Here is a 24,862-nt window from a genome sequence, read left to right as displayed (position 1 = left end):
TCAGTGCTGGTGCTCCGCCGCTCCCCCGCCCTCGCTCTTGTCCGCGGTGGCCTTCTTCCCGGCCCCGCTCGCCACATGGTGCGGTTCGTACCCCGGGATCGTGCCGTCCGGCTTCTTGATCAGCAGCAGCCCGGCCATTCCCATGTCCGAGTGGCTCTGCACATGGCAGTGGTACATCCACGCCCCGGCGCCCACGCGTTCGCCCGCGATGATCTGGAGGCCGAAGGAGTCGGCGGGGCCGCAGATCTTGTTGTCGATGACCCGGCTGGGGTCGTCGGGACCGGTGAGGATGCCGGTCCGGTTGTCCGCCCACCGGTGACCGTGGATGTGGAAGGTGTGGTAGAACTCGCCGTGCGTGATCATCACGAATTCGAGCCGGTCCCCCACCGTGGCCTCGAAGTTGACGCTGTTGTGAGCCGTCTTGTTGTTGATCATCATGTCGTTGAAGACGACCGTGCACGTCTGGTCGGGCAGCAGGTCGCCCTTCCTGCGCACCACGAGCGGACCGTACAGCCCCTTGCGGATGCCGCCGGTTCCGTGGTCCGTACCGACGACGTGGTCGTGGTAGTGCCAGTAGCCCGCACTGCCCGGCTCGTACGTTCCGTCCTTCCGGCGGCCCGGCTTGTGGGTGCGCCAGGTGTACGTACGGCTGCCGCCGGGCTCCACGTGGCTCTTGTTCATCCGGGTGCCGTCGTTGGCGATGTCGTAGTCGACGCCGTGCACATGGAGGCTGGCGTCCACGTCGGTGAGGTTCTCGAAGTCGATGTGCAGCGTGTCGCCCTCGTTCAGCTCGATGAGCGGACCGGGGATCGACGCCTTGCCCTTCTCGAAGCCGTAGCCCAGCTCGCCGTTCGGCAGCTTCTCGGCGTACATCTTGATCCGGCGCACCGCTCCGCCGTCCGGGGCCGTACGCGGCGGGTTCTCGGCGGAGGTTGCCTCCACCGCGCCGAGCGACAACGATGTCACACCGGCGGTCGCCGCAGCCGCGCCGCCGATCAGCATCCGCCGGCTGAAGGTCCTTCGGTCCATGTCGAACTCCCCACTGGGATAAACAAACTGGCGGAGACGGGCGGGTCCCGGAGCAACCGGAACGGGCCACACCGTAGCCGGGGGCCGAGCGTTTATCCACACTCAGGACAAAGTTTGTGCGATTGCTGCCATAGCTATTGGCGGACCGCGAAAAGAGGTCTAGCTTCGGGCGCTGTCGCAGTCAACGCTGTAGTGACCACAGAAGGGTTGGGTGACCCACATGCAAGGCGCACCGCATCACCGGTCCAGATCACGACGCCGACGCGGCCTCGCGGCGACCGTGGCGGCCGGCGCACTGACCGTGTCCTTGCTGGGCGCGGGCGGTCCGGCCAACGCGGACACGTCGCCGGACCGGGATCTGGTCGAGAAGATGGCGACAACGTTGTCCTTGCCGACCCCGCCGGGCGCGAAGAACCAGGTGAAGGTGCTGGTCTTCCACGCGTCGGCGGGCGACGAGGCGCCGTACGCGGACGCCGGGATCGCGGCCATCGAGAAGATCGGGCAGACCGGCCCGGAGGCCGGGCGGTTCACCACCGTGGCCACCGCCAACCCGAACGTCTTCACCAACGGCAAGCGGCTCGGCTCCTTCCACGCGGTCGTCTTCCTGACCGGCGGCGGTGACGTCCTGGACCCGGCGCAGGAGGCGGGCCTGGAGGCGTACATGGAGGCGGGCGGCGGCTTCCTCGGCATCCATGACGCGGCGCGGACCGAGCCGTACTCGGACTGGTTCACCGGCCTCATCGGCGCCCGCCCGGCGGCGAACAGCCCGACCGGCGTCCAGCGGGCCACCGTCGAGATCGGCGACCGGGTCCACCCGGCGACCAAGAGCCTGCCGCTGGAGTGGAAGCGCCCCGACAAGTGGCTGAACTGGACGAAGAACCCGTCCGGTGAGGTCCACACGGTGGCGCGCGTGAGGGAGTTGACGTACAAGCCGGGTGCGAGCGCCAACGGCTGGGACCACCCGGTCTCCTGGTGCCGTGACTACGACGGCGGGCGCTCCTTCTACACGGCGATGGGCGGTACGGCGGACAGCTTCGCCGAGACCGACTTCCGCGACCATCTGCGCGGCGCCCTCGCCTGGACGAACCGCACCTCGCAGGCCGACTGCAAGGCGACGATCACCGCCAACTACACCGCCGAGCGCCTGACCCAGCCCAACCAGCCGGGCCAGAACGACCAGATCGGCGAGCCGCACGGCCTGGTGACCGCCCCGGACGGCAAGGTCTTCTACATCGGGCGCGGCGGCGCCGACAGCAGCGTCCCGGTCGTCACGGACTGGAACAACCCGAACATCGGCAAGGGCAAGGGCGAGATCCACGTCTACGACCCGAAGACGAAGAAGGTCACCCTCGCCGGTGCGCTGGACGTCTTCGGCAACAAGGGCGGCGGCGACGAGCTGGTGAAGGTCGAGGAGGGGCTGCTCGGCATCGAGCTGGACCCCGACTTCGCCTCCAACGGCTGGGTCTATCTGCACTACACCCCGCACGCGAAGATCGACCGCGACAAGCGCATGGCGGTCCGCCAGGTCTCCCGGTTCACCTACGACCAGGCCGCCGGCAGGCTGGACCTGGCCTCGGAGAAGGTGCTGCTCGGCTGGCCGGTGCAGATCAACAGCTGCTGCCACTCGGGCGGCGGCATGGCGTGGGACTCGAAGGGCAACCTGTACATCGCGACCGGGGACAACAACTCCTCCGGATTCACCGGTGGTTACTCCGGCAACAACCCCGAGCCCAATTACAAGGGCATGGCCTTCGCCGACGCCCGGCGCACCTCGGGCAACACCAACAACCTCAACGGCAAGATCCTGCGGATCCACCCCGAGGACGACGGCACCTACACCCTGCCCTCCGGCAACCTCTTCACCGGCAAGGAGCCTGACGAGGGCGGCGGCAAGACCCGGGGCGAGATCTACGTGATGGGCGTGCGCAACCCGGCCCGGATCTCCGTCGACCCCTCGACGGACACGCTGTACGCCGGCTGGGTCGGCCCCGACGCGGGCTCGGCCTCCACCACCTGGGGCCCGGCGAAGTACGACACGTTCGCCGCGATCACCAAGGCGGGCAACCACGGCTGGCCGTTCTGCATGGGCAACAACCAGCCCTACCGGGACCGCAATCTGCCCGACCCGTCGAAGCCGCTGGGCTGGTACGACTGCAACGCCCCGAAGAACGAGTCGCCGCACAACAACGGCCTGGTCAAACTGCCGCCGGTGACCCCGAACAACATCTGGTACTCCCCGCAGGGCGGCGGGGTGGACTACCCGCGCGACGCCAACGGCGTCCCCAGCTACAAGGCCGAGGAGCAGAAGGAACTGCTGCCCTGGCTCAAGGGCGGTGGCCAGGCGACCATGAACGGCCCGGTCTACCGCTACGACGCGCAGAGCGACTCGACGGCGAAGTGGCCGGCGTACTGGGACGGCAAGTGGTTCGTCGGTGACTTCTACGACGACACCCAGCCGCGCCACGCGGTGACCATGGACCCGAAGACGGCCGGCAAGGGCGGACTGCCCACGCACGCGGAGTCGTTGAAGAAGATCATCCCGGTCGGCAACGACGGCATCCGCAATCTGATGGACTGGAAGTTCGCCCCGGACGGTTCGCTGTACGTCCTGGACTACGGGCGCGGCTTCTTCACCTCCGACTCCAAGTCCGCGCTGTGGCGCGTGACCTACAAGGGCGGCGCGGCGACTCCGGCCGTCAAGGACCTGGTTGGAAAGGCGGCAGCGCAGTGAGACACCCCACGTACCTCGCTAGGCGGCGGCATCGGCCGCCGAGCTTCTGGGTGGCCCTGCTGGCCTCCCTGGTCATGGTCCTCGGCCTGACCTCGACGGCCGCGTACGGCAAGGGCGACGACGCCCCCGCGGCGAAGGCCGCCGATCAGGTGCTGACCTGGACGGCGGGCGACCCGATCGACCACTACCTCTCCGCGCCGGAGACGGCGGTGGCCGGCAAGGCGACCATCGTCTTCGAGAACAGCACGGCGACCGGCAACACGACGGGCATGCCGCACACGCTGACGTTCAGCACGTCGGACCCGGAGCACAACAACGACGTCCAGGTGAACATCCTGGCCAACCCGACCGACTCCGAGGGCGGCAAGCACAGCGTCGAGGTCACGCTCACCCCGGGCACGTACCTCTACTCCTGCACGATCCCCGGCCACGGTCAGATGAAGGGCATCCTGACCGTCACCGAGGGCGGCGGCGAGGAGGACACCGAGGCCCCGGCCACCTCGGCGAAGGTCGACGGCGACAAGAACGCCGACGGCGCCTACATCGGCCAGGCCACCGTCACCGTCGAGGCGACCGACGCGGGCTCCGGCGTCGACACCGTGGAGTACGCGCTCGGTGCCGACGGCGAGTGGCAGCCGTACACCGCGCCCGTCGTGGTGAACGAGGTCGGCGACCACACGGTCCGCTACCGGGCCACCGACAAGGCGGGCAACACGGCGGAGGAGAAGTCCGTCGAGTTCGCGGTCGCCGCACCGCCGACGGACGACGAGACCCCGCCGGAGACCTCGGCGACCGTCTCGGGTGAACAGGACGGCGACGGAGCCTACCTGGGCATGGCGACGGTCACCGTGACCGCGTCCGACACCGGGTCCGGCGTCAACACCATCGAGTACGCGCTCGGCGCCGACGGCGAGTGGCAGCCGTACACCGCACCGGTGATGGTCCACGAGGTGGGCGAGCACACCGTCCGCTACCGGGCCACCGACCGGTCGGGGAACGTCGCGGCCGAGAAGACCGTCACGTTCACCGTCATCGAGCCGCCGTCGCAGGACAAGACGGCCCCGGAGACCTCGGTGAAGCTGGAGGGGAGCAAGAACTCCGACGGCGCGTTCATCACCAGCGCCAAGGCCACGATCACCGCGACCGACGACGACTCGGGCGTGGACAAGGTGGAGTACAGCCTGGACGGCGGTCCCTACCTCGCGTACACCACCCCCGTGATCGTCGACCGGGTCGGCCACCACACGGTCGCCCACCGGGCCACGGACAAGGCGGGCAACACCTCCGAGGCGAAGAAGGTGTCGTTCACCGTCGCCCAGGGCGGCGGGGTCCCGGCGCCGAACTGCCCCGAGTTCGACGAGCGGCACACCGTCTTCGTCGGCACGATCGACTCGGGCGTACCGAACCGGATCACCCGCAACCGCTGCACGATCAACGAGCTGATCGAGGACGAGAAGGACTGGTCCTCCAACGCGCTGTTCCTCAAGCACGTGACGGCGGTCCTCGACAAGCTCAAGGGCGACGGCGTCATCGACCAGCGCGAGCGCAAGGCGATCAACCAGGCCGCCAAGCAGTCGGGCATCGGGAAGCCGGGCCAGTCCGAGGGCTACACCAAGCTCTTCGACGGTACGGCGGCCTCGCTCGCCAAGTGGCAGCACGTGGGCGGCGGCAAGTTCGAGCTGAACGAGGAGGAGGGCTCGATCACCAGCTCCACCAAGGTCGACGGGATGGGCATGCTGTGGCTGCCGAACCGGGCCTACGGTGACTTCTCGCTGAAGCTCCAGTGGCGGGACGACGCCCCGGGCTCGGGCAACGCCAACGGCGGGGTCTTCGTCCGCTTCCCGAAGGTGCACGACCACCCGGAGGAGTCCCGTCCGGAGTGGGTCGCCATCAAGTACGGCCATGAGATCCAGGTCTACGACCGGCCGGACGGCGACATGTACAAGACCGGGTCGGTCTACGGATTCGACCGGGTCGGTCTCGGCGGCGCCGGGGTCACGCCCAAGGGCACCTGGAACGACTACGAGATCAAGGTGGTCGACCAGCACTACGAGATCTACCGCAACGGTGTCCTGATCAACGAGTTCGACAACACCCGCGGCCAGCTCTTCGAGCCGCCGCGCGGTGACGACCCGGGCACCGACGGCCGGCGGTTCGCCTCCGGCTACATCGGGCTCCAGGTCCACGGCGCCACGGACGTCATCTCCTACCGCGACGTCCGGATCAAGGAGCTGTAACCCCCGCAGGGAAGGGTCTCAGGAGGCCGTGGCCGCATGCTCAGGCGTGCGGGCGCGGCCTCCCGGGTGCCGGTGGCGCCACACCCAGAAGACAGCGCAGGAGACCAGCGCCCAGGCGGCCAGCACCAGATAGGGGAAGACGAACTGGTGGCCCTGGTAGTAGACGGCGGTGTGCTGGGCGTTGACGGAGGCGCCCGGCGGAAGCCAGCGGCCGATGTGCCCGAGGGCGGACGGCAGCAGCGGCCAGGAGACCGCGCCGCCGGACGACGGGTTGCCGAGCAGCACCATGACGCCCCAGGTCGGGATCATCGCCCAGCGGCCCATCAGGGTGTTGAACATGGTGAAGACCATGCCCGAGGTGAACATCGTGAAGGCCAGGATCAGCCACGACTGGACGAACGGCAGGTTCACCGCCCCGAGCCACCAGTCCACCGCCGCCGCGATGGCGAACCCGCCGAGCAGGGCGTACGCGGCGGTGAACGCGATGCGTTCCGCCGGGTTGAGGCCATGGGCGTGGACGCTCAGCTGGATCGCGCCGAGGAAGCCCATGATGACGGCGGCCAGCGAGATGTAGAACAGGGCGAGCCCGCGCGGGTCGCCCCTCTGGAGCGGCTTGACGTCCCGGACGGTGACCTCTGCGCCGGTCGCGTCGCCCACTTCCAGCCCCGCCTTGCCGAGCAGCTCGGCCACGGACGCCCCCGAGGCCCCGGCCACATCCAGCGCCACCCCGTCGCCGGAGGCGCGGACGATCGCGAAGACCTTCTGCTCGTCCAGGGCCCGCCGGGCGTCGGCCACATCCGGGTAGTCGCGCAGTTCGAGCGAGGCGTCGAGGGCCTTCTCCATCCCGGCGACGAACGCCGCCCCGCGCTCCACCTTTGGCTGGGTGACCAGCGCGGCCGGGATGCGGTGCGGGGTGGGGTTGGCCATCGCGTAGGTGTAGGAGCCGGCGAAGAGGCCGGCCGCCGCCGCCACGATGAGGACGAGGACGGTCGCGGGGAGGAACGGGGAGTTCTTGTACGCCTCCCAGCGCTCGCGGAGGGTGAGCGGGCGGCCGTGCGCGCCATGGCTCCGGCTGCTCCCGCCCTCGCCGCTCCCGCTCACGCCGTCTCGCCGTCGTCGTGCCGGGCGCGGCTGGGCTGGACCCGCTTCGGTTCGCCGGGCATCTTCGGGTACTCCGGCGGGTAGGGCATGTCACCGAGTCCGCGCTCCTTCTCGTCCCGGTCCGCCAGCTCCAGCAGCCCGTCCAGCCGGAACGCCTCCTGGTCCATGTCGGCGTGCACGTCGCCGAGTTCGGCGTACCGCACCGGCAGCGTACGGATGTCGAAGTCGCGGGGTTCGGCGTCGTCGATCTCCTCCCAGCGCAGCGGCGCGGAGACCGGGGCGTGCGGGAAGGGGCGTACGGAGTAGGCGGAGGCGATCGTGCGGTCGCGCGCGGTCTGGTTGAAGTCGACGAAGATCCGCTCGCCGCGCTCCTCCTTCCACCAGGCCGTCGTCACCCGCTCCGGCATCCGCCGCTCCAGCTCGCGCCCGGCGGCGATGGCGGCCCGCCGCACCTCGGTGAAGGTCCAGGCCGGTTCGATGGGCACGAACACGTGCATCCCGCGCCCGCCGGAGGTCTTGGGCCACCCGCGTACGCCGTGGTCCTCCAGGACCGAGCGCAGCTCATGGGCGGCGGCGACCGCGTCCGCGTAGCCGGTGCCGGGCTGCGGGTCCAGGTCGATGCGCAGCTCGTCGGGGTGGTCGGTGTCCCCGGCCCGGACCGGCCAGGGGTGGAAGGTGAGGGTGCCGAGGTTGGCGGCCCAGATCACGGCGGCGAGCTCGGTCGGGCAGAGCTCGTCGGCGGGGCGGCCGCTGGGGAAGGCGATACGGGCGGTGGGGATCCACTCGGGAAGGTTCTTCGGGGCCCTCTTCTGGTAGAAGAAGTCGCCCTCCACCCCGTCGACGAAGCGCTGGAGCGTGGTCGGCCGGTGGTTCAGCGCACGGGTGATCCCGGGCCCCACGGCCAGGAAGTACTCCGCCACATCCCTCTTGGTGTAACCCTTCTCCGGGAAGTACACCTTGTCCGGGTTGGAGAGCCTCACCACTCGTCCGCCCGCGTCCAGCTCCACCGCAGCTCCCATGACGGCCACCGTAGGCCGGTCGCACATATGCCGCACATCGGGAGACATGGGCGGTGAGCCGGTCCAGAATCGGGCCATGGACCTGCCGGTGATGCCGCCCGTGAAGCCGATGCTCGCCAAGTCGGTGGCCAAGATCCCGCCGGGCATGAGCTACGAGGCGAAGTGGGACGGGTTCCGGGCGATCGTCTACCGGGACGGCGACGAGGTGGAGCTCGGCAGCCGCACCGGCAAGTCGCTGACCCGCTACTTCCCCGACCTGGTCGACGCCGTACGGGAGAACCTTCCGCCGCGCTGTGTGATCGACGGGGAGATCGTCATCGCCCACGAGGGACGCCTCGACTTCGACCGGCTCAGCGAGCGCATTCATCCGGCGGACTCCCGGGTGCGGATGCTGGCCGAGCGGACCCCGGCGAGCCTGGTCGCCTTCGACGTCCTCGCGGTCGACGACACCTCGCTGCTCACCACCCCGCAGGTGGACCGGCGGGCGGTGCTGACGGCCGCCCTCTCCGGCGCTTCCGCGCCCGTACTCCTCGCTCCCTCCACCACCGACATCGAACTGGCGCGGGAGTGGTTCGACCGCTACGAGGGCGCGGGGCTCGACGGGATCGTGGCCAAGCCGCCGGATCTGCCCTACCGGCCCGACACCCGGGTGATGTACAAGATCAAGCACGAGCGGACCGCCGACGTCGTGGTGGCGGGGTACCGCGAGCACAAGAGCGGCCCGGTCGTCGGCTCGCTCCTGCTCGGCCTCTACGACACCGGGGGCGTGCTCCAGCACGTCGGGGTCTGCGCGGCCTTCCCCATGAAGCGGCGCGCCGAACTGGCCGAGGAACTCGCCCCGCTGCGCACCGGGTTCGCGGACCATCCGTGGGGGGCGTGGGCGGAGGCGGCGGCGCACGAGGCCTCGCGGCTGCCGGGTACGCAGAACCGCTGGTCCGGGAAGAAGGACCAGTCGTGGGTGCCGCTGCGGCCGGAGCGGGTCTGCGAGGTGGCGTACGACCATATGGAGGGCGACCGGTTCCGCCACACCACCCAGTTCCGGCGATGGCGCCCGGACCGCACGCCTGCCGGTTGCACCTACGCGCAGCTGGAGGAGGTCGTCTCCTACGACCTGGCCGAGGTGCTCGCGGGCGGCTGACCCGGCGCGGCCACTCACCTCGACCGGGCTGCTCGTTCTTCCTCTCGCACATTCCCCCTTCGGTGCGGGCGGGTGAAGCGCGGGAGTCGCTTCATGTGTGGACACGGCGACAGAGGGAATGCGGTGGTTTCGACGGAAACAGAAATCACCGACGGCACGGAAGGAGGTACGGGCGTGTACAGCACTCCTCCCGTACGTCATGCGGACGGTACGTCCGCGGAAATGCCGCGGACCGCAGGTGAGGCGCGCGATGTCGTGACACGGCTGCTGGCCGCGGAGTTCAGCGAGCTGTCGGACGAGATCCTCTCGAACGTGGTCGTGGCGGACGCCCTGCTGGTGACCTCGGAGATCGTGACCAACGCCCTGCGCCACGGCGGGGGCCTCACCGGCTTCTCGGCCCGGATCACCGACGCCGGGCTCCGCCTCGTCGTCGATGACGCCGACCCCCGGCACCCCGTCCGGCAGGACCCGCCCCCGGGATCGGTCGGCGAGGGCGGCTACGGCTGGTCGCTGGTCCACCGGCTCACCAGGCAGCTCTCCGTCACCCCGCACGAGGGCGGCAAGCGCATCGTCGCCGTGGTCTCCCTGGTCTGATACGACCCGGTGACGGCGGCTCAGGGCGAGGGTGACGGGCGGTGCTCGGTGGGCGGCGCCGCCTCGCCGGTGCCCCGGGCGGGCCGCCGGTCCTCCCGGAGGGCGAAGAGTTGGTGGATTCCGGTGATCTGCATGATCCGGTCCAGGAAGGGCGGCGCGTCCTCCACCCGCAGGGTCACGCCCTGGGCCACCGCGTCCCGGTGGATCTGGAGCAGCGCGGAGACGCCCATGGAGTCGCAGAGGCTCAGCTCCGCACAGCCCAGCCGGAGGTCACGCAGATCCGGCCGGACGGCCAGCCAGTCCCCCGCCCGCCCCACCAGCTCGTGGCTGGTGTCGTAGTCCAGGTCGCCGGTGAGGCGCAGCCTGACCCAGCCCCGGCCCTCCTCGGCGGTGACGGTCAGAAGCGGACTGGGCAGCGCGGTCATGCGGAGACTCCGGGTTGCTGGTCGTCGGTGGGCACGGCCTCGTCCAGGTGAAGGCGGGCACGGCCGAGCATGCGGGTGGCCCGCGGGAAATCCTTGAGCTCGGCTTCCAGGGCGTCCAGCGCGGGGTGCAGGGACGCGGCGGGGACCTTGCGGGCCGTCAGCACGGCGGCGGTCCACCGGATGAAGTCGGTGAAGAGATCGTCGCTGTCGGTGTAGAGGGCGACGCCGAGGAACTCCACGATGTGGGCGATGTCCTCGGCCGTGCGCTCGCGCTGCGGGGCGGAGTAGGTGGCCATCGCCGGAAAGTTCCGCTCCAGGTCCGCCAGCACCACCCGGACGAGCCGGGCCCTGGCCCGTACGACGAGGGTGTACTCCTGGTCGGTGAGGTGCGCCAGCCCTTCCTCGACCGGCCGGCCCACCGCCAGGTCCGGGGACGGGATGCCGTCGGCCAGCCGCCGGGCGGCGGCGCGCGCGTCAGGGGCCCAGGCGTCGGCGCCGAGCAGCCGGGCGTAGCGGCCGTCCCGGCCGAACGCGGAGCCGCCCGCCAGCACGGGCACGCCCACGGCCTGGCACGCGGTGATCGCGGTGTGGGCGGTGGGCAGCCGGGTGGCGATGGACGAGGAGAGGGCCACCGCGTCGGCCCCGGTGTTGTGCAGATGGGTCACGAGGTGCGGGGTGGGCACCTGCGCGCCGAGGAAGTCGACCCGCCAGCCCCGCAGGGTGAGGACCTCGGCGAGCAGCCGGGCCGGCAGGGCGTGCCACTCCTGGTCCACGCAGGCGACGGTGATCCGGCCGCCGTAAGGAGCCGGCCGGTGCGCGGGGTGGTGGGCGAGCGCGGCGATCACCCGCTCGGCGATCGCGGTCGCGGCGTGCTCCTGGGCGACGGTCAGCCGGCCGGCCTGCCAGGCGCGGCCGACCCGGGCCTGGACGGGGGCGATCACGTCGAGGAGGACGGACTCGGCGGGTGTCCCGGCGTCCAGGGCCCCCAGCACGATGCCCGCGGCCCGGTACTCGTCCCGGCCGGTCACCGCGGCCCACAGGTCGCTGCGCAGTGCGTCGGTACCAAGAGCGTCGACAGTGGTGGTCATCCGGTGTACCTGCCCCGTGTGTGCCCGTCCACCGCACTCAGATGGGTGGTCCGCGGTGCGGTGATGGCGACCACCGCGAGATCGTCGTGCTCGCCGTCGGCCAGCCACTGCGAGGTGAGCATCCGGATGTGCTCCACCACCGCGTCGCCGGGCATGCCCCCGCACTCGGCCAGGGCCCGTTTCAGCCGTTCGTCGCCGAAGAGTTCACCGCCGACCGGGCCGCCGCGCGCCTCGGTGACCCCGTCGGTGTAGAGCACGCACGTGTCGCCGGGGAGCAGGACGGTCTCGACGGTCCGGGCCGACACGTGGTCCAGGGCCCCCACCAGAGTGCCGTGGGTGGGGATCTCCTCCACCCGGCCGTCGTCGCGCACCACGAGGGGCGCCGGGTGGCCGGCCGAGGTGAGCCGGAGGTGCACCTGGTTCTCCATGCGCAGGACGGACGCCAGGACCAGGGTGGCGAACCGCGTGTTGTCGGCGGTCAGCAGGGCCCCGTTGAGCAGTTGCAGCACCCGCTCGTGGTCGTCGGCCATCGGCATCAGCGCCTGGAGCGTGTTGCGGATCTTGCCGGTGAGGACCGCGGCCTCCAGCCCCTTGCCGCAGACGTCCCCGAGCACCACCAGGGACGGGTCGCGTGGCGTGGGGCCGGGGTGGACGTCGTAGAAGTCGCCACCGACCCGCTCGTGGGAGCTGGAGGGCCGGTAGCCGCCGGCGAACTCCACCCCGTGCACCCGGTGGAGCCGGGGCGGCAGCAGATCGCGCATCAGGGTCCGGGTGATGCCGTGCTGCTCCGCGTACAGGCGGGCCGCGGACAGGGCGGCTCCGGCGCGCGCCGCGAAGAGCCGGGCGAAGGTCTCCTCGGTCTCGCTGAACCCGCTGCGGGTCTCCGCCCGGAGCAGGATCAGCGCCCCGGCCGGGACGCCGTGCCCGGGCAGCGGGGTGACGACGACCGAACCGACCGGCGTACCGAGGCCGTCGGGTACCAGCCACTCCGGCAGCGACGTCGGGTCGATCCACCGGGACGGCACGGGCGGGAAGCCCCTCAGCGCCTCGGCGAGACCCGGTACGTCGGAGGGGTCGGCCGGGATCATGTCCTGGGTGACGCCCTGGCCCTGTACGGCACGGGTCACGGGCAGCCGGCGGCCCGGCGCCGGGGCCACCACGACGGCCGCGTCGGCCAGGAACCCGGCGGCCAGCCGGGCGGTGGCATCCATGCACCGGTCGGGGTTCAGCGAGGAGAGCAGGACGTTGGACGCCTCGGCGAGGAACCTGGTGCGCTCGCGCTCGGCGGTCAGGGCCTCCTCGGCGGCGTGCCGGGCCGTCTGGTCGACCAGCCACCACACCACCTCGCCGTCGGCTCGGCGGGTCGGATGGGCCGCGAAGTGCCGCCCCTCGAAGGCCCCCTCGACGGCGGGCCGCGGCGAGCCGCCCTGGTGGACGGCGTCGTCGGCCAACGCGGCGGTGGCCTCGGCCAGCCAGGAGAGGCCGTCCGGCAGCGGAAGTTCCCGCTCCACGCCGGGGAGCAGGCTCGTCTCCCCCTCCGTGCGTACGGTCGTTCCGGCCCGGTCGACGACGATCACTGCGTACGGCGGCCGGCCCCAGTCGGCCGGATCGAACCGTTCCTTCGTGGCCGTGCCGGTCTGTGCCTTGGGTGAAGCCATGAGCGGGGACCCGCCTGTGGCGAGTCGCACCACCTTCCGGTCGGACGAACTGTTTCCCTCGGGCAAAGATCTCGAAGGGCGCCCGAAATATCAACCCGGGCCCGGGGGCGTCCACCGTGCGGGCCCCCTGTGACACAGAACGGCCACGTCACTCTTTCGAGGTCTTCACATCGCGGGCTCAGACGGCGGACCCCGCGTGGGGTGCGCACGGATCGCCGCCTTCTTCCCTTCCTGAGCGGTTTGCGGCGTCAGTGGAGGGCTCGGGGGGTGGGGTGGGGCGCCGGTCGGGCAGCCTGGATCGGTGGGGTCCGGCTCCGCGGGGCCGGGGTTCGGGTCGGTGGGGGCGGGCGTGGGGGTCGGGCCTGGGTCCGTGGGGCCTGGGTCGGTCGGACCGGGGTCGGTGGGGCTGGGGTCGGTGGGGCTGGGGCCGGGGTCGGTGGGTCCCGGGTCCGTGGGGCCTGGGCCGGTCGGGGTGGGGCTCGGGGAGCCGGGGTCGGAGGGGCTCGGGCTCGGGGTGCCGGGCTTCGTGGGGCCGGGGGTGGGCTTGGGGCCGGGTGGGCGTGTGGGCTGCGGGCCGATGACGATGCCGCCGCCTCCCTGGCCCGGCCCGCCGGGGGTGCCGGAGCCGACCGGCGCCTTGGGCCGGTCGGCCCCGCCGGGACCGGGGCTGGTGGGGAGGACGCCCTGGCCGTCGGCGACCGGGTGGGTGCCCTTGCGGTAGAACTCCAGCCAGGACAGCACCGTACGGAGATAGACGTCGGACCGGTTGTAGCTGAGGACCGCCCGGTCCAGGTCGGCCCGGACGCCCAGGTCACGGCCGCCCGCACAGAGGTAGTGCCCGGCCGCGAGGGCGGCGTCGTAGATGTTGTTCGGGTCCTTGCGGCCGTCGCCGTTGCCGTCCTTGGCCCAGTTCACCCAGGTGGACGGGATGAACTGCATCGGCCCGACGGCGCGGTCGTACGTACGGTCGCCGTCGTACACCCCGTTGTCGGTGTCCCGGATCAGCGCGAAGCCCACGCCGTCGAGGGCAGGTCCCAGGATCGGGGTGAGTGTGGTCCCCCGCGCGTCGACCCGGCCGCCGGCGGCCTGCCCCGACTCCACCTTGCCGATCGCCGCGAGCAGCTGCCACGGCAGCCGGCAGCCGGGGTCGCTGCGGCGTACGGACCCCTCAGCGCTCCGGTACGCGGCGAGCACGGTCGCCGGGATGCCGGCCTCGGACCGGGCGCGGGCGAGCAGCGGAACCGGCGGTGCCGTTCCGGCCTCGGGCGGCTTCAGCGGTGCGGGCGGCTCCGGGCTCTCCAGCGGTGGCAGCTCGGTGTGGTACGAGTCGTCGCCCTCCACCTCGCTCCACACCACGTCATCCGGGCCCGAGGCGGCCCGCCCCTCGTGCGACGCCGCCACGGCCTCCCCGAATCCGGGCGCCTGGGACGCGGTGAGCGCGGCCATCGCGGCGACCGCCGTGACCGTGCCGGTGAACTGGCGGCGTACCGTGCCGTTGAACCTCATAGCTGCTCCCCTCTCCCCGGCTGCCCGGGTCCACGGTTCAGCGGGTGAACGTGTCGATGGCGGCGATCCGCCAGGTGTCCCCGCGGCGGACGGCGTCCACGGCGAACATGGCCGCCGCGTAGGTGGTCTCCTCGTCCTTGCCGGTACGGGTGTTGCTCTGGTCGGCGAAGATCAGCAGCCGGGCGCGGTCGCCGTCCAGGTACTCCACCCCGCTCCCGGTGACGGTGGTGGTGAGGACGAGCTTCTGCCGCGGCCCCTGCTCCCGCACGTCCGCGAGCATGTCCTGGTGCTGCTGCACCGCCCTGCCCGTCAGATGGGTCTTCGCCGCGCGGTCCGAGCGGGCGGGCGAGGCGTAGTCGTACGAGAACACGGCGCCGACCGCCTCGGTGATCCGGCCCTTCACCTCGCTGGTGCGGGCGATGTCGGTGAGCGCGGTGTTCTGCCGTGCGGGCTCGTCCCGCAGGCTCGCCGCCGAGGTGAACGCCCAGGCCGCGAAGGCCCCGAGGAGGACGGTGAGGGCGCAGAGGAGGGCGGGGAGGCGGGGACGGATGCGCCGGCGTGGGGACGCGGCTACGGCGTCGGGCCCGGGTTCGGGTTGTGGGTCGGATTCCGCGACGGCCTCGGGCTCGTGTTCCGGCTCGGATTCCGTTACGCCCCCGGGCTCGTGCAGCGGCTCGGACTCCGTCACTGCCCCGGATTCCCGGTCCGGCTCTCGCGGGCCTGGTGGTTCCGTGGTCCTCTCCGTGGCCTCCTCGTCCGAGGCCGGGGCCACCGCCGCACGTGACGGTGACGTGGCGAGCCTGCGGCGGCGGTTGACCAGGTGGCGGGTCGTCGACATGGGGGAGGTCCTCTCGGGTACGGAGTCGGGGCGGCGTGGGCCGGAGCGGGTACGGGTTCAGCCGGCCGTGGAGCCGACGGGGGCCTGGCCGAGTGCGCTGAGCTTCCACCCCTCCGAGGTCCGGGTGAGGGTGCCGAGCATCCGGCTCTCCTTCACCGCCGGGTCGCCCTTGGGCGCGGTGACGGTGACCCGCAGCGCCACCATCACCCCCGCCCGGCCCGCCCGTTCGTCGAGTTCGGTCACCGCGCCGGAGAGGACCTTCGCCGTGCTGACCGTCTTCGCCGCCACGATCTGCTCGGCGAACGCGTCGCGCCCTTCGACGAGTTGGCGGTGCAGATCGCCGGTGGTGGACTCCTCCCAGCTGTCGAGGCCCTTCTCCAGCGTGCGGTGGTCCAGGGTGTTCATGTTCTGGACCGCCTGCTCCCCCGCCGCCAGGGCGTCGTCCCGCGCCTGCGCGTAGGAGGCCGCGTCGTCGTGGGCGGCTTCGTACCACAGCCGGCCGCCCCAGCCCGCCGCCCCGGCCGCGACGACCGCGAGCGCCGTCGCCGCGATCACCAGGGGGTTCCTCGTCGTCGCCCGTGCCATGTGGTGTCTCTCCCCTGCCTTCATACGGAGCTGATCTCGACGATCCGCCACTGTTCGTCCCGCAGTTCGGCGGTGACGGAGAGCTGGGCGGATGCGGTGGTGGCGGGCCGGCCACGGCGTTCGTAGACCTGATCGAGGAAGACCAGGAGGTGGGCGCCGGTAGCGGTCAGCCGGGTGACTCCGGCCCGTACGACATGGGTGGTGAGCGTCAGCTTCTGGTCGGCGGCCTGCTTCTCGACCTGGCCGAACAGCGCGGCGTACTGCTGGAGGGCCTTGCCCGCGAGGACCTCTTGTGCCGCGTCCTTGGTGAGGGCGGTGGCGTCGGGGCCGTAGGAGAAGATCCTGCCGAGCGCGTTGCTGACGTCGCCGGTGACCCGGGTGGTGGCCTCGGCGTCCGTGAGGGCGAGGTTGCCGGTGGCCGGGGTGTCGCGCAGCTCGCGTCCTTCGGCGAAGAGGAGCCCGCCGGTCGCGAGCAGGACGACGGCCAGGAGGGCGCCGAGGATGCGGGGCCACCAGGGGCGGCCACCGGGCTCGTCGGTGGGGTCCGATTCGGCGTCGTCGATGGGCTCCTCGTCCCCGACCGCCTTGTCCATCAACACTGTTGGCTCGCTCATCCGCCGTCTCCCGCCGCCATCGCCGTGAGCGCCTTGACCTTCCAGCCGTCACCCGTGCGGGCGAGCGTGGCGGTGAAGCGTTTGCGCTGGGTGCCGGGGCTGCCCGTGCGCGGGGTGACCTCGACGTCCACGGTGGCGATCAGCTCCGCCGTGCCGGTCCGGTCGTCCAGGGCGGTGAGCGCCGCCGAGGTCACCTTGCCGTCGGCGGTGTCGCCCGCCGTCGTGAGCGTCCTCGCGTCGGCCGCCGAGGTCCGCTTCAGCTGGTCGTGGAGCGGCCCGGTGGAGGAGTCGCGCCAGGCCCGCAGCCCGGTGGAGACGCTGGTGGCGTCCTTGCCGTCCAGGCTGTTCAGCGTGGCGAGGTGGCGTCTGCCCTCGGCCAGGGCCGTGTCGCGGGCCTTGGCGTAGGCCAGGGTGCGGTCGCCGCGTGCCTGGGCGTACGACCAGGCGCCGAATCCGCAGACGAGGGCGGCGGCCAGCAGAACGGCCCAGCCGCCGAGGTGCCGGGTGCGGAGCGTCATGAGCCACCGCCTCCCAACCCCAGGAGTCCGGCCATGCCGGGGGCGGGAGGACCGGTACGGGGCGTGGTGCCGAGCGCGCCGGGCAGGCGGTCCTTCACGTCGGCGCCGGCACCCTCTTCCAGCAGCATCGATCCGGGCTTGGCGGGCGACGGGACCGGGCCGCCCTTCGGCGCGTTGGCGCTGCCTCGCACGTTGATCCCCGTACCGGGTGAAGAGGCGCACCGCGCAGCGGAGTTGAGGGCGGGCGCGGGCGAGGTGTCGAGTCCGTTGCGGTACCTCGTGGCGCCGTACCCGGCGGTGCAGGGCAGCGGCTCGAAGAAGGTGACCGACATACCGAACCGGGCACCGTCCTCGTCGACCGCGCTCGCTCCGGCCGCGACCACCGCCGGCAGCTTCACCAGCAGCTCCTCCAGGCCTCGTTGGCGGGTGACGGCGACCTCCGATGTGGTGAGCAGGTTGGCGACGACGACACCGAAGGCGGGGTCGAGGTCGCGCAGCAGCCCGCTGATCTGTACGGCGGCGTCGGGCGTGGTGGCGATCAGCCGCCGCAGGTCGCCGTCGGAGCCCTTGAGTTCGGCCGCCAGTTCCTTGGCTCCGGAGGCGAACCCCTTGAGTGCCGCGCCCTGTTCGGCCTGGGTCCGCAGGACGGTCTCGCCGTCGGCCATCAGCCGGGTGGTCGCCGGAAGGGCCCGGTCGGCCGCGGTGATGAACTCGCTTCCGCTGTCCAGCAGCACCTGGAGGTCGTCACCGCGCCCTTCGAAGGCGGTGCCGAACTCCTCGACGACCGTGCGCAGATGCTCCAGGTCGACGGAGCTCGCGAAGTCGTTGACGCTGGTGAGGACTTCGGTGGGCGGCGCCGGGAGTGTGGTGTCGGCCGCGTCGATCACCGAACCGTTGCCCAGATAGGGGCCGTCGGAGCGGGTCGGGCGCAGGTCGACGTACTGCTCGCCGACGGCCGAGAGGTTGGCGACGACGGCTTTCAGGCTGTCCGGGATGGGCGGGGCGTCCTTCTCGATCCGCAGCTCGGCCTCCACCCCGTCGTCGGTCAGCCGGATGGGGCCGACCCGGCCCACCGAGACGCCCCGGTAGCTGACGTTGGAGTGGGTGTAGAGGCCTCCCGTCTGCGGGAGCTGGACCATGACCGTGTAGTAGCTGCGCAGTCCGACGTAGTGGCCGAGGCCGGCGTACCGCACGCCGAGGTAGCCCAGGACGAGCGCGGCGATGACGAGGAAGGCGATGTTCTTGAGCCGGATGGCGGGAGTGATCACGGGGTGCCGCCCTTCTCCGCTGCCTCGGGACCCGGCGTACCGGAGACGGCCGGCAGGGGGAGCGGGAGCGCGTTGCGGGCCGCCGCCGCGCCCTCCGCGCCGGGCTCGCGCGGCGGCGGGGGCACGGTCGGGTCGTCCGGGGTGAGCGCCGGGATGATCCGGGTGCCGGGCGCGGCCGTGACGTCCAGGTAGACGTTCAGGTAGTCGCCCTTCACCCCGCGCAGCACCTCGTCCGTGAAGGGGTAGGTCAGCGAGGCCTGGAGCGCGTCGGGGAGGTCCTTGCCGGAGTCGGCGAGCGCCTTCAGGGTCGGGGCGAGCGCCTTCAGGTCGGCGATCATGTCGGCCTTGCTCCTGTTGATCGTGTCGACGGCCACCGTGGAGAGCGTGTCGAGGGTGCGCAGCATGGTCAGCAGCGAGCCGCGCTGTTTCTCCAGGACCTTCAGTCCGGGGCTGAGCCCGGTGAGGACCGTTCCGACGTCCTGTCTGCGGGTGGCGAGCGTTGCGGCGAGCCGGTTGACGCCGTCGAGGGCCCGGGTGATGTCGCCCTTGTTGCTGTCCAGGTTGGTGACGAGGGTGTCGACCCGGTTCAGCATGGAGCGGATCTGCGGCTCCTGGCCGGTGAGCGCCTTGTTCAGCTCGGTGGTGATGGTCTTGAGCTGGTTGATCCCTCCTCCGTTGAGGAGCAGGGAGAGGGCGCCGAAGACCTCTTCGACCTCGGGGTTACGGTTCGTCCGGGTGAGCGGGATGCGGCCGGTCTCCGCCAGGGAGCCGCGAGCGGTGCCTTCGGCGGGCGGGGTGAGCTGGATGAACTTCTCGCCGAGGAGGCTGGACTGTTCGAGGCGGGCGAGGGCGTTGGCGGGGAGGTCGATGTCCCCGTTGACCCGCATGGTGACCCGGGCGCTCCAGCCGTCGGCGGCGAGGTCGATCCTGGTGACGCGCCCGACGGACACGTCGTTGACCTTGACAGACGACTGCGGGGCCAGGCTGAGGACGTCGCCGAACTCTGCGGTGATCTCGTACGGGCTGTCGCCGAGGTCCGCGCCGCCGGGCAGCGGTATCTGTTCGATGCCCGTGAAGACCGGGCCGTCGGCGCGGACGGCGACCAGGGCGATCAGCGCTCCGGTGGCCAGCAGGGCGACGGCGCCGACGGCCAGCCGGGCGCCGGTGCGGGCGCGGGCGCCGTTGGCCTGCGGGGGCTCGGCCGGCGCGTCCGGGGAGCCGCTCGTGGTGTGCGGGGAACCGCTCATCGGTCCGCTCCCTTCTGCTCGCCCGGCTTCCGCTTCACCGGCTGCTTCTCCGGCGTGCCGAAGACCGTCCCGACCTCCGGCAGCGGCAGGACGGGCAGCGCCTTCCGGCGGTTCGCGTCGACGGGTGCGAGGCCGGGCGGCGGGCCGGCGGCCGCGTCCGGGTCGACGAGGGGGCCGCCCATGGACAGTTCGTTGAGGTTGGCCCGGCCGTTGAGGGTCCGGTTGGCGGGGTCGTACGCGTTCAGGACGTTGCCCGCCGCCAGCGGCAGTGTGTCCATCGCCTCGGCCAGCGAGGCACGTTGGTCGACCAGGGCCTGGGTGATGGGGACCAGGGCGTCGACGTTCTTCTTCAGCGCGCCCCGGTTCTTGGCGATGAACGTCTTCACCTGGCCGAGTGCGGTGCCCAGCTCCTTGAGTGCCGCACTGAGGTTCTTCTTGTCGTCCGCGAGGAACGAGGTGACCGAGTTGAGCTGCTGCTCGGCGGTGCGGACCTCGCTGTCGTTCTCCTTCAGCATGGTGGTGAAGGACTGGAGGTAGGCCAGGGTGTCGAAGAGGTCGCCGCTGCTCCTGTCCAGCGTCTTGGCGGCCTTGCCGAACTGTTCGACGGAGTCGCCGATGGCCTTGCCGTTGCCGTCCAGATTCTTCGCCCCGGTCTCCAGGAGCCGGGCCAGCGCCCCGTCGGCGTTGGCCCCGTTCGGGCCGAGCGCCGTGGTGATCTCGGTGATGGAGGCGTACAGCTGGTCGACCTCCACGGGGGTGGCGTTGCGGGCGGCGGGCAGTTCGGCGCCGTCCGTGAGGAGCGGTCCGCCGTCGTAGGCCGGGGCGAGCTGGATGTACCGGTCGGCGACGAGGCTGGGGGCGACGACGACCGCGTGGGCGTCCTCGGGCACCTTGATGTCCTCGTCCAGGCGGAGGACGACCTTGACCTCCTTGCCCTCGGGGGTGACGGACTCGACCGTGCCGACCCGGACGCCGAGGATGCGCAGGTCGGACCCGGCGTAGACGCCCGTCGCCTGTTCGAAGTAGGCGGTGACGGTGGTCCTGGAGTCCTCCTGGAGGGCGCTCACCCCGGTGGTGGCGGCCACGGCGACGACCGCGAGTCCGGCGCCGATGCCGATGATGCGTGTACGTCTCATGTCAGCGGCCGCCTTGCTTCGGTGGCATGCATCCGGCCGCCGGGGGTGTGCCGGCGGGGAGGTAGTTCCGGGGGACGACTCCGCAGGCGTACGTGTCGAACCACCGCCCGTTGCCCAGGGTGTTGCCGACGAGCCGGCTGTACGAGCCGGTCATGGCGAGCACCTTGTCCAGGCTCTTGCGGTTCTTCGCGAGGACGGCGGTGACCCGGCCGAGGGAGGCCAGGGTCGGCCCGAGCTGCTTGTCGTTCTCCTCGACGAGTCCGGTGAGCTGGACGCCGAGGCTGCGGGTGCCGGTGAGCAGCAGGTGGATGGCGTCGCGGCGGGCCTGGACCTCGCCGAGCAGCAGGTTCCCGTCCTCCAGGAGGGTTTCGAAGCTGCTGTTCTTGCCGGCGAGGGTCTTCGTGAGGCGTTTGCTGCTCCTGAGCAGGGTTGCCAGCTGGGCGTCGCGCTGGGAGACCGTACGCGAGAGGGCCGAGAGCCCTTCCGCCGCGCTGCGGACATGAGGCGGGGAGTCCTTGAAGGTGGCGGAGATCGTCTCGAAGCTCTTGGCGAGCTGGTCGGTGTCGATCTCCTCGATGGTCTCGCCGAGCCCGTTGAACGCCTGGGTGACGTCGTACGGGGAGGTCGTGCGGCTCGCGGTGATGCGGGAGCCGGGGTCCTGCGGGGCGTTGCCGAGCGGGTCGACGGCGAGGTACTTCTCGCCGAGGAGGGTCTTGACGGCGATGCCCACGGTGGAGGCGTTGCCGATCCAGGCGTCCTCGACCTTGAAGTCGACCTTGACGCGGGGCCCGTCGAGGGAGACCCCGGTGACCTTGCCGACCTTCACTCCGGCGATCCGCACCTCGTCGCCCTCGGAGAGCCCGGCCGATTCGGTGAAGTCGGCGCTGTACGTCGTACCGCCGCCGGCGAAGGGCAGGGAGTCGGCGCGCCAGGCGGCGAGGGCCAGGAGCGTGAGGACGAGGAGTCCGACGAGGGCGACGGCGACCGGGTCGCGTTCCCGGACGGGGGTGAGGGTCATGCCAGGCACCTCGGCTGGGTGATGGCGATGCCGGTGGGGGGCGTGGAGCCGTCGTCGGTGGCCACCCCGCCGACCTTGGCCTCGCAGAGGTAGAGGTTGAGCCAGGAGCCGTAGGAGGTGAGGCGGCTGATCGCCTCCATCTTGGCCGGGGTCCTGTCGAGGAAGTTCTCGATCTGGGGTGTCCCCTTGTCCAACTGGTTACTGAGGCGGCCCAGTTGACGGATGTCGTCCTTGAGGGGCTTCCGGCCGTCCTGGAAGAGGTCGGCGGTGACCGTGGTCAGGGCGCCCATCGCGGTGACGGCCTCGCCGAGCGGCTTGCGGTCGCCGGAGAAGCCGGAGACGAGCTTCTCCAGGGTGACGACGAGGTCGTCGAAGCCGGCCTCCCGGTCGTTGACGGTCTTGAGGACCGTGTTGAGGTTCTTGATCACCTCGCCGATCACCCGGTCCTTGGCGGCGACGGTGGTGGTGAGCGAGCCGACGTGGCGCAGGATGGAGTCGACGGTGCCGCCCTCGCCCTGGAGCACCTGGACGATGGAGCCGGCGAGCTGGTTGACGTCCGGCGGGGACAGCCCCTCGAACAGGGGCTGGAAACCGTTGAAGAGCTGGGTGAGGTCGAGGGCCGGGGTGGTCCGGGAGAGCGGGATGGTGGCCCCGGCCGCGAAGGTCCGGCCGACCGGTCCGGCGCCCCGGTCCAGGTCGACATAGCGCTGGCCGACCATGTTGAGGTACTTGATGGCCGCCGTCACCGAGGCGGGGAGCGTACGCCCTCTGCGTACGCCGAAGGTGACCTCGGCGACCCTGCGGTCGGCGACCCGGACGGACTCGACCTGACCGACCTTCACCCCCGCGATGCGGACACTGTCGCCGGGGATGAGCCCGGTGGCGTCGGTGAACCGCGCCTTGTACGTCGTGGTGTCGCCGACGCCCGTGTTGGCGATGGAGAGCCCGAGGACGGTGGTGGCGAGGACGGTCACCACGACGAAGACGAGGGACTTGGTGAGCGGTCCCGTGAGGGAGCGGCGTTTCACTTGAGCTTCACCTCCGCACCGCGGAAGGCCGGACCGATGAGCACGCTGCTCCAGTCGGGCAGGGTCTGCGGCTGGACTTTCAGTGAGGGGGCCACCAGCTCGTTGACGAGCTGGGACTCCTGGGGCGAGTTGGGCAGGCCGAGGGCGGTGTCCTTGGAGGCGGGCGGCGGTGCGGTGACGTCGGCCGCGCGGCGCGTGTCGGCGGTGGGGGCCCCGCCCTTGCCGACGTACGGCACCGAGTAGCAGCGTGGGCCGCCGGTGGCGTTGTAGACCGGGGTGTCCTTGCCGGGGACGTACTTCCCTTGCGAGGGAACGGACTTGACCGTCACGTGCAGTCCCGGCCGGTCCGTTCCCTTGCCGAGCGCCTTGTCCATGGCGGGCACGAAGCCGGCGACCGTGCGCAGCGTGCAGGGGAACGAGTCGGCGTACTTGGCGAGGAGTTCGAGCGTGGGGCGGCCGGAGGTGGAGAGCCGGATGAGGTTCTCCTTGTTCTCCCGCAGGAAGGAGGTGACATCGCGCGCGGAGGCGGTGGTGGTGCCGTACAACGCGGCGAGCCGGGCCTCCTGTTCGGCGATGGTCCCGCTCGTGGTGGTGGCGTCGGTGAGGGCGTCGAGGATGTCCGGGGCCGTGTCCGCGTAGAGCGTGCTGACCTTGACGAGCTGCTTGATGTCCTCGTTGAGCGTGGGGAGTTGGGGGTTGAACTTCTTCAGGTGGGCGTCCAGCGTGGTCAGCGTCTCGCCGAGCTTCTCGCCACGCCCTTCGAGGGCCTGGGAGACGGCGCTCAGGGTGGCGGAGAGCTTCTCCGGCTGCACGGCGGTCAGCAGCGGCAGGACGTTGTCCAGCACCTCTTCGAGTTCGATGGCGTTGCTGGAGCGGTCCTGCGGGATCACCGCCCCGGCGCTCAGGGTGCGGGTGGACGGGGTGCGGGGCGGGACCAGGGCGACGAACCGCTGGCCGAAGAGGGTGGTGGGCAGCATCTGCGCGGTGACGTCGGCGGGGATGCGGTCCAGCTTGTCCGGGTCGATGGCCAGGGTGAGGCGGGCGCCCTCCCCGTCGGTGGCGATGGACCTGACCTGCCCGATGACGACGCCGCGCAGCTTCACATCGGCGTTGTCGTGCATCTCGTTGCCGACCGGGCCGGTCCGTACGGTGACGGTGGCGTCGTCGGTGAACTCCTTCTGGTAGACGGCGACCGAGACCCACACCAGGATGGCGGGGACCAGCAGGAAGGCGACTCCGGCGGCTCTGCGCCGGACGGTCCTGGCTCCACGTGGGCTCATCAGCCGGCCACCTTCACCGTCGTCGTGGCGCCCCAGATGGCGAGCGAGAGGAAGAAGTCGGTGACGCTGATGAGCACGATCGCGTTGCGCACCGACCGGCCCACGGCCACCCCCACTCCGGCGGGTCCGCCGGTGGCGTGGAAGCCGTAGTAGCAGTGGGCGAGGATCACCAGCACGCTGAAGATCAGCACCTTGAGCACCGACAGCAGCACGTCGTCCGGGGAGAGGAAGAGATTGAAGTAGTGGTCGTAGGTGCCCGCCGACTGCCCGTTGAAGAGGATGGTGATGTAGCGGGAGGCGAGGTACGAGGAGAGCAGCCCGATCGCGTACAGCGGGATGATCGCGACCACCCCGGCGATGATCCGGGTCGTGACGAGGTACGGCATCGACCGCACGCCCATCGCTTCGAGCGCGTCGACCTCCTCGTTGATCCGCATCGCGCCGAGCTGGGCGGTGAAGCCCGCGCCGACGGTGGCGGAGAGGGCGAGCCCGGCGACCAGGGGCGCGATCTCGCGGGTGTTGAAGTAGGCGGAGATGAACCCGGTGAACGCGGAGGTCCCGATCTGGTCGAGGGCCGCGTACCCCTGGAGGCCGACGACCGTGCCGGTGAAGAGGGTCATCGCGACCATGACGCCGATGGTGCCGCCGATGACACCGAGTCCGCCGCTGCCGAAGGCCACCTCGGCGAGCAGCCGCTGCACCTCCTTGAGGTAGCGGCGCAGGGTGCGCGGGATCCAGACCAGGGCCTTGACGTAGAAGGTGAGTTGGTCGCCGGAGCGGTCCAGCCAGCTGAGCATCGCCATC

General features: G+C 71.3%; 22 protein-coding genes. 4 read left to right on the top strand and 18 right to left on the bottom strand.

What is annotated here, in order from left to right:
* Positions 1–1,029: a multicopper oxidase domain-containing protein gene (locus D6270_RS29740; protein ID WP_109162615.1), complete on the bottom strand. Its 1,029-nt coding sequence runs from the start codon at positions 1,027–1,029 to the stop codon at positions 1–3.
* A 220-nt stretch (positions 1,030–1,249) separates the two neighbouring features.
* On the opposite strand from D6270_RS29740, the gene D6270_RS29735 reads away from it, so the two are divergent.
* Positions 1,250–3,760: a ThuA domain-containing protein gene (locus D6270_RS29735; RefSeq protein WP_225977092.1), complete on the top strand. Its 2,511-nt coding sequence runs from the start codon at positions 1,250–1,252 to the stop codon at positions 3,758–3,760.
* A complete protein-coding gene (locus tag D6270_RS29730; RefSeq protein ID WP_151414736.1) occupies positions 3,757–5,997 on the top strand; it encodes an OmpL47-type beta-barrel domain-containing protein in 2,241 nt (746 codons plus the stop codon). Before D6270_RS29735 ends, D6270_RS29730 begins: the two co-directional genes overlap by 4 nt.
* 18 nt (positions 5,998–6,015) lie before the next feature.
* Here the strand turns inward: D6270_RS29730 and D6270_RS29725 are convergent, their stop codons facing one another.
* The gene (locus D6270_RS29725; RefSeq protein WP_109162617.1) at positions 6,016–7,098 is read right to left on the bottom strand and encodes an ABC-2 transporter permease; all 1,083 of its coding nucleotides are present in this window, start codon (positions 7,096–7,098) and stop codon (positions 6,016–6,018) included.
* Positions 7,095–8,117, bottom strand: coding sequence for a non-homologous end-joining DNA ligase (gene ligD / locus D6270_RS29720; protein WP_225976984.1), 1,023 nt, complete (start codon positions 8,115–8,117; stop codon positions 7,095–7,097). The genes D6270_RS29725 and ligD overlap by 4 nt, the downstream gene beginning before the upstream one ends.
* A gap of 76 nt (positions 8,118–8,193) precedes the next feature.
* On the opposite strand from ligD, the gene D6270_RS29715 reads away from it, so the two are divergent.
* Positions 8,194–9,255 (top strand): ATP-dependent DNA ligase, encoded by a 1,062-nt coding sequence (locus D6270_RS29715; RefSeq protein ID WP_109167218.1) that lies wholly within the window; start codon positions 8,194–8,196, stop codon positions 9,253–9,255.
* 174 nt (positions 9,256–9,429) lie between these two features.
* Entirely contained in the window at positions 9,430–9,849 is a 420-nt protein-coding gene (locus tag D6270_RS29710) for an ATP-binding protein (RefSeq protein WP_109162619.1), read from the top strand.
* A gap of 20 nt (positions 9,850–9,869) precedes the next feature.
* Here the strand turns inward: D6270_RS29710 and D6270_RS29705 are convergent, their stop codons facing one another.
* From D6270_RS29705 to D6270_RS29635, 15 genes are all read right to left on the bottom strand, one after another.
* On the bottom strand, positions 9,870–10,274 hold the full coding sequence (locus tag D6270_RS29705) for an STAS domain-containing protein (RefSeq protein WP_109162620.1): 405 nt from the start codon (positions 10,272–10,274) through the stop codon (positions 9,870–9,872).
* Positions 10,271–11,362 carry a cobalamin B12-binding domain-containing protein gene (locus tag D6270_RS29700; protein ID WP_109162621.1) on the bottom strand — a complete coding sequence of 364 codons (1,092 nt, stop codon included), beginning with the start codon at positions 11,360–11,362 and terminating at the stop codon, positions 10,271–10,273. The genes D6270_RS29705 and D6270_RS29700 overlap by 4 nt, the downstream gene beginning before the upstream one ends.
* Entirely contained in the window at positions 11,359–13,020 is a 1,662-nt protein-coding gene (locus D6270_RS29695) for a PP2C family protein-serine/threonine phosphatase (protein ID WP_109162622.1), read from the bottom strand. The genes D6270_RS29700 and D6270_RS29695 overlap by 4 nt, the downstream gene beginning before the upstream one ends.
* A gap of 165 nt (positions 13,021–13,185) precedes the next feature.
* Positions 13,186–14,526, bottom strand: a complete 1,341-nt coding sequence (locus D6270_RS29690) for a lytic transglycosylase domain-containing protein (protein WP_151414735.1) — start codon at positions 14,524–14,526, stop codon at positions 13,186–13,188.
* A 37-nt stretch (positions 14,527–14,563) separates the two neighbouring features.
* Positions 14,564–15,364, bottom strand: a complete 801-nt coding sequence (locus tag D6270_RS29685) for a hypothetical protein (protein ID WP_109162624.1) — start codon at positions 15,362–15,364, stop codon at positions 14,564–14,566.
* Between the two features lie 57 nt (positions 15,365–15,421).
* Positions 15,422–15,949 (bottom strand): Rv1363c family protein, encoded by a 528-nt coding sequence (locus D6270_RS29680; RefSeq protein WP_109162625.1) that lies wholly within the window; start codon positions 15,947–15,949, stop codon positions 15,422–15,424.
* A 20-nt stretch (positions 15,950–15,969) separates the two neighbouring features.
* The gene (locus D6270_RS29675; RefSeq protein WP_204117038.1) at positions 15,970–16,563 is read right to left on the bottom strand and encodes a hypothetical protein; all 594 of its coding nucleotides are present in this window, start codon (positions 16,561–16,563) and stop codon (positions 15,970–15,972) included.
* Entirely contained in the window at positions 16,560–17,081 is a 522-nt protein-coding gene (locus tag D6270_RS29670; protein ID WP_109162627.1) for a hypothetical protein, read from the bottom strand. Before D6270_RS29670 ends, D6270_RS29675 begins: the two co-directional genes overlap by 4 nt.
* Positions 17,078–18,349: an MCE family protein gene (locus D6270_RS29665; RefSeq protein ID WP_109162628.1), complete on the bottom strand. Its 1,272-nt coding sequence runs from the start codon at positions 18,347–18,349 to the stop codon at positions 17,078–17,080. Before D6270_RS29665 ends, D6270_RS29670 begins: the two co-directional genes overlap by 4 nt.
* Positions 18,346–19,596: an MCE family protein gene (locus tag D6270_RS29660; RefSeq protein ID WP_225976983.1), complete on the bottom strand. Its 1,251-nt coding sequence runs from the start codon at positions 19,594–19,596 to the stop codon at positions 18,346–18,348. The genes D6270_RS29665 and D6270_RS29660 overlap by 4 nt, the downstream gene beginning before the upstream one ends.
* Positions 19,593–20,732 (bottom strand): MCE family protein, encoded by a 1,140-nt coding sequence (locus D6270_RS29655; protein WP_109162629.1) that lies wholly within the window; start codon positions 20,730–20,732, stop codon positions 19,593–19,595. Before D6270_RS29655 ends, D6270_RS29660 begins: the two co-directional genes overlap by 4 nt.
* 1 nt (position 20,733) lies before the next feature.
* A complete protein-coding gene (locus tag D6270_RS29650) occupies positions 20,734–21,750 on the bottom strand; it encodes an MCE family protein (protein ID WP_109162630.1) in 1,017 nt (338 codons plus the stop codon).
* Positions 21,747–22,778, bottom strand: coding sequence for an MCE family protein (locus tag D6270_RS29645; protein ID WP_109162631.1), 1,032 nt, complete (start codon positions 22,776–22,778; stop codon positions 21,747–21,749). Before D6270_RS29645 ends, D6270_RS29650 begins: the two co-directional genes overlap by 4 nt.
* Entirely contained in the window at positions 22,775–24,058 is a 1,284-nt protein-coding gene (locus D6270_RS29640; protein WP_109162632.1) for an MCE family protein, read from the bottom strand. The genes D6270_RS29645 and D6270_RS29640 overlap by 4 nt, the downstream gene beginning before the upstream one ends.
* Positions 24,058–24,861 (bottom strand): MlaE family ABC transporter permease, encoded by an 804-nt coding sequence (locus tag D6270_RS29635; RefSeq protein ID WP_109162633.1) that lies wholly within the window; start codon positions 24,859–24,861, stop codon positions 24,058–24,060. Before D6270_RS29635 ends, D6270_RS29640 begins: the two co-directional genes overlap by 1 nt.
* Position 24,862: the final 1 nt, after the last annotated feature.

Source organism: Streptomyces griseus subsp. griseus (assembly GCF_003610995.1).
Lineage (GTDB): Bacteria > Actinomycetota > Actinomycetes > Streptomycetales > Streptomycetaceae > Streptomyces.
Note: the sequence above shows the minus strand (reverse complement) of the source record. Positions and strands in the feature narration are given on the sequence as shown.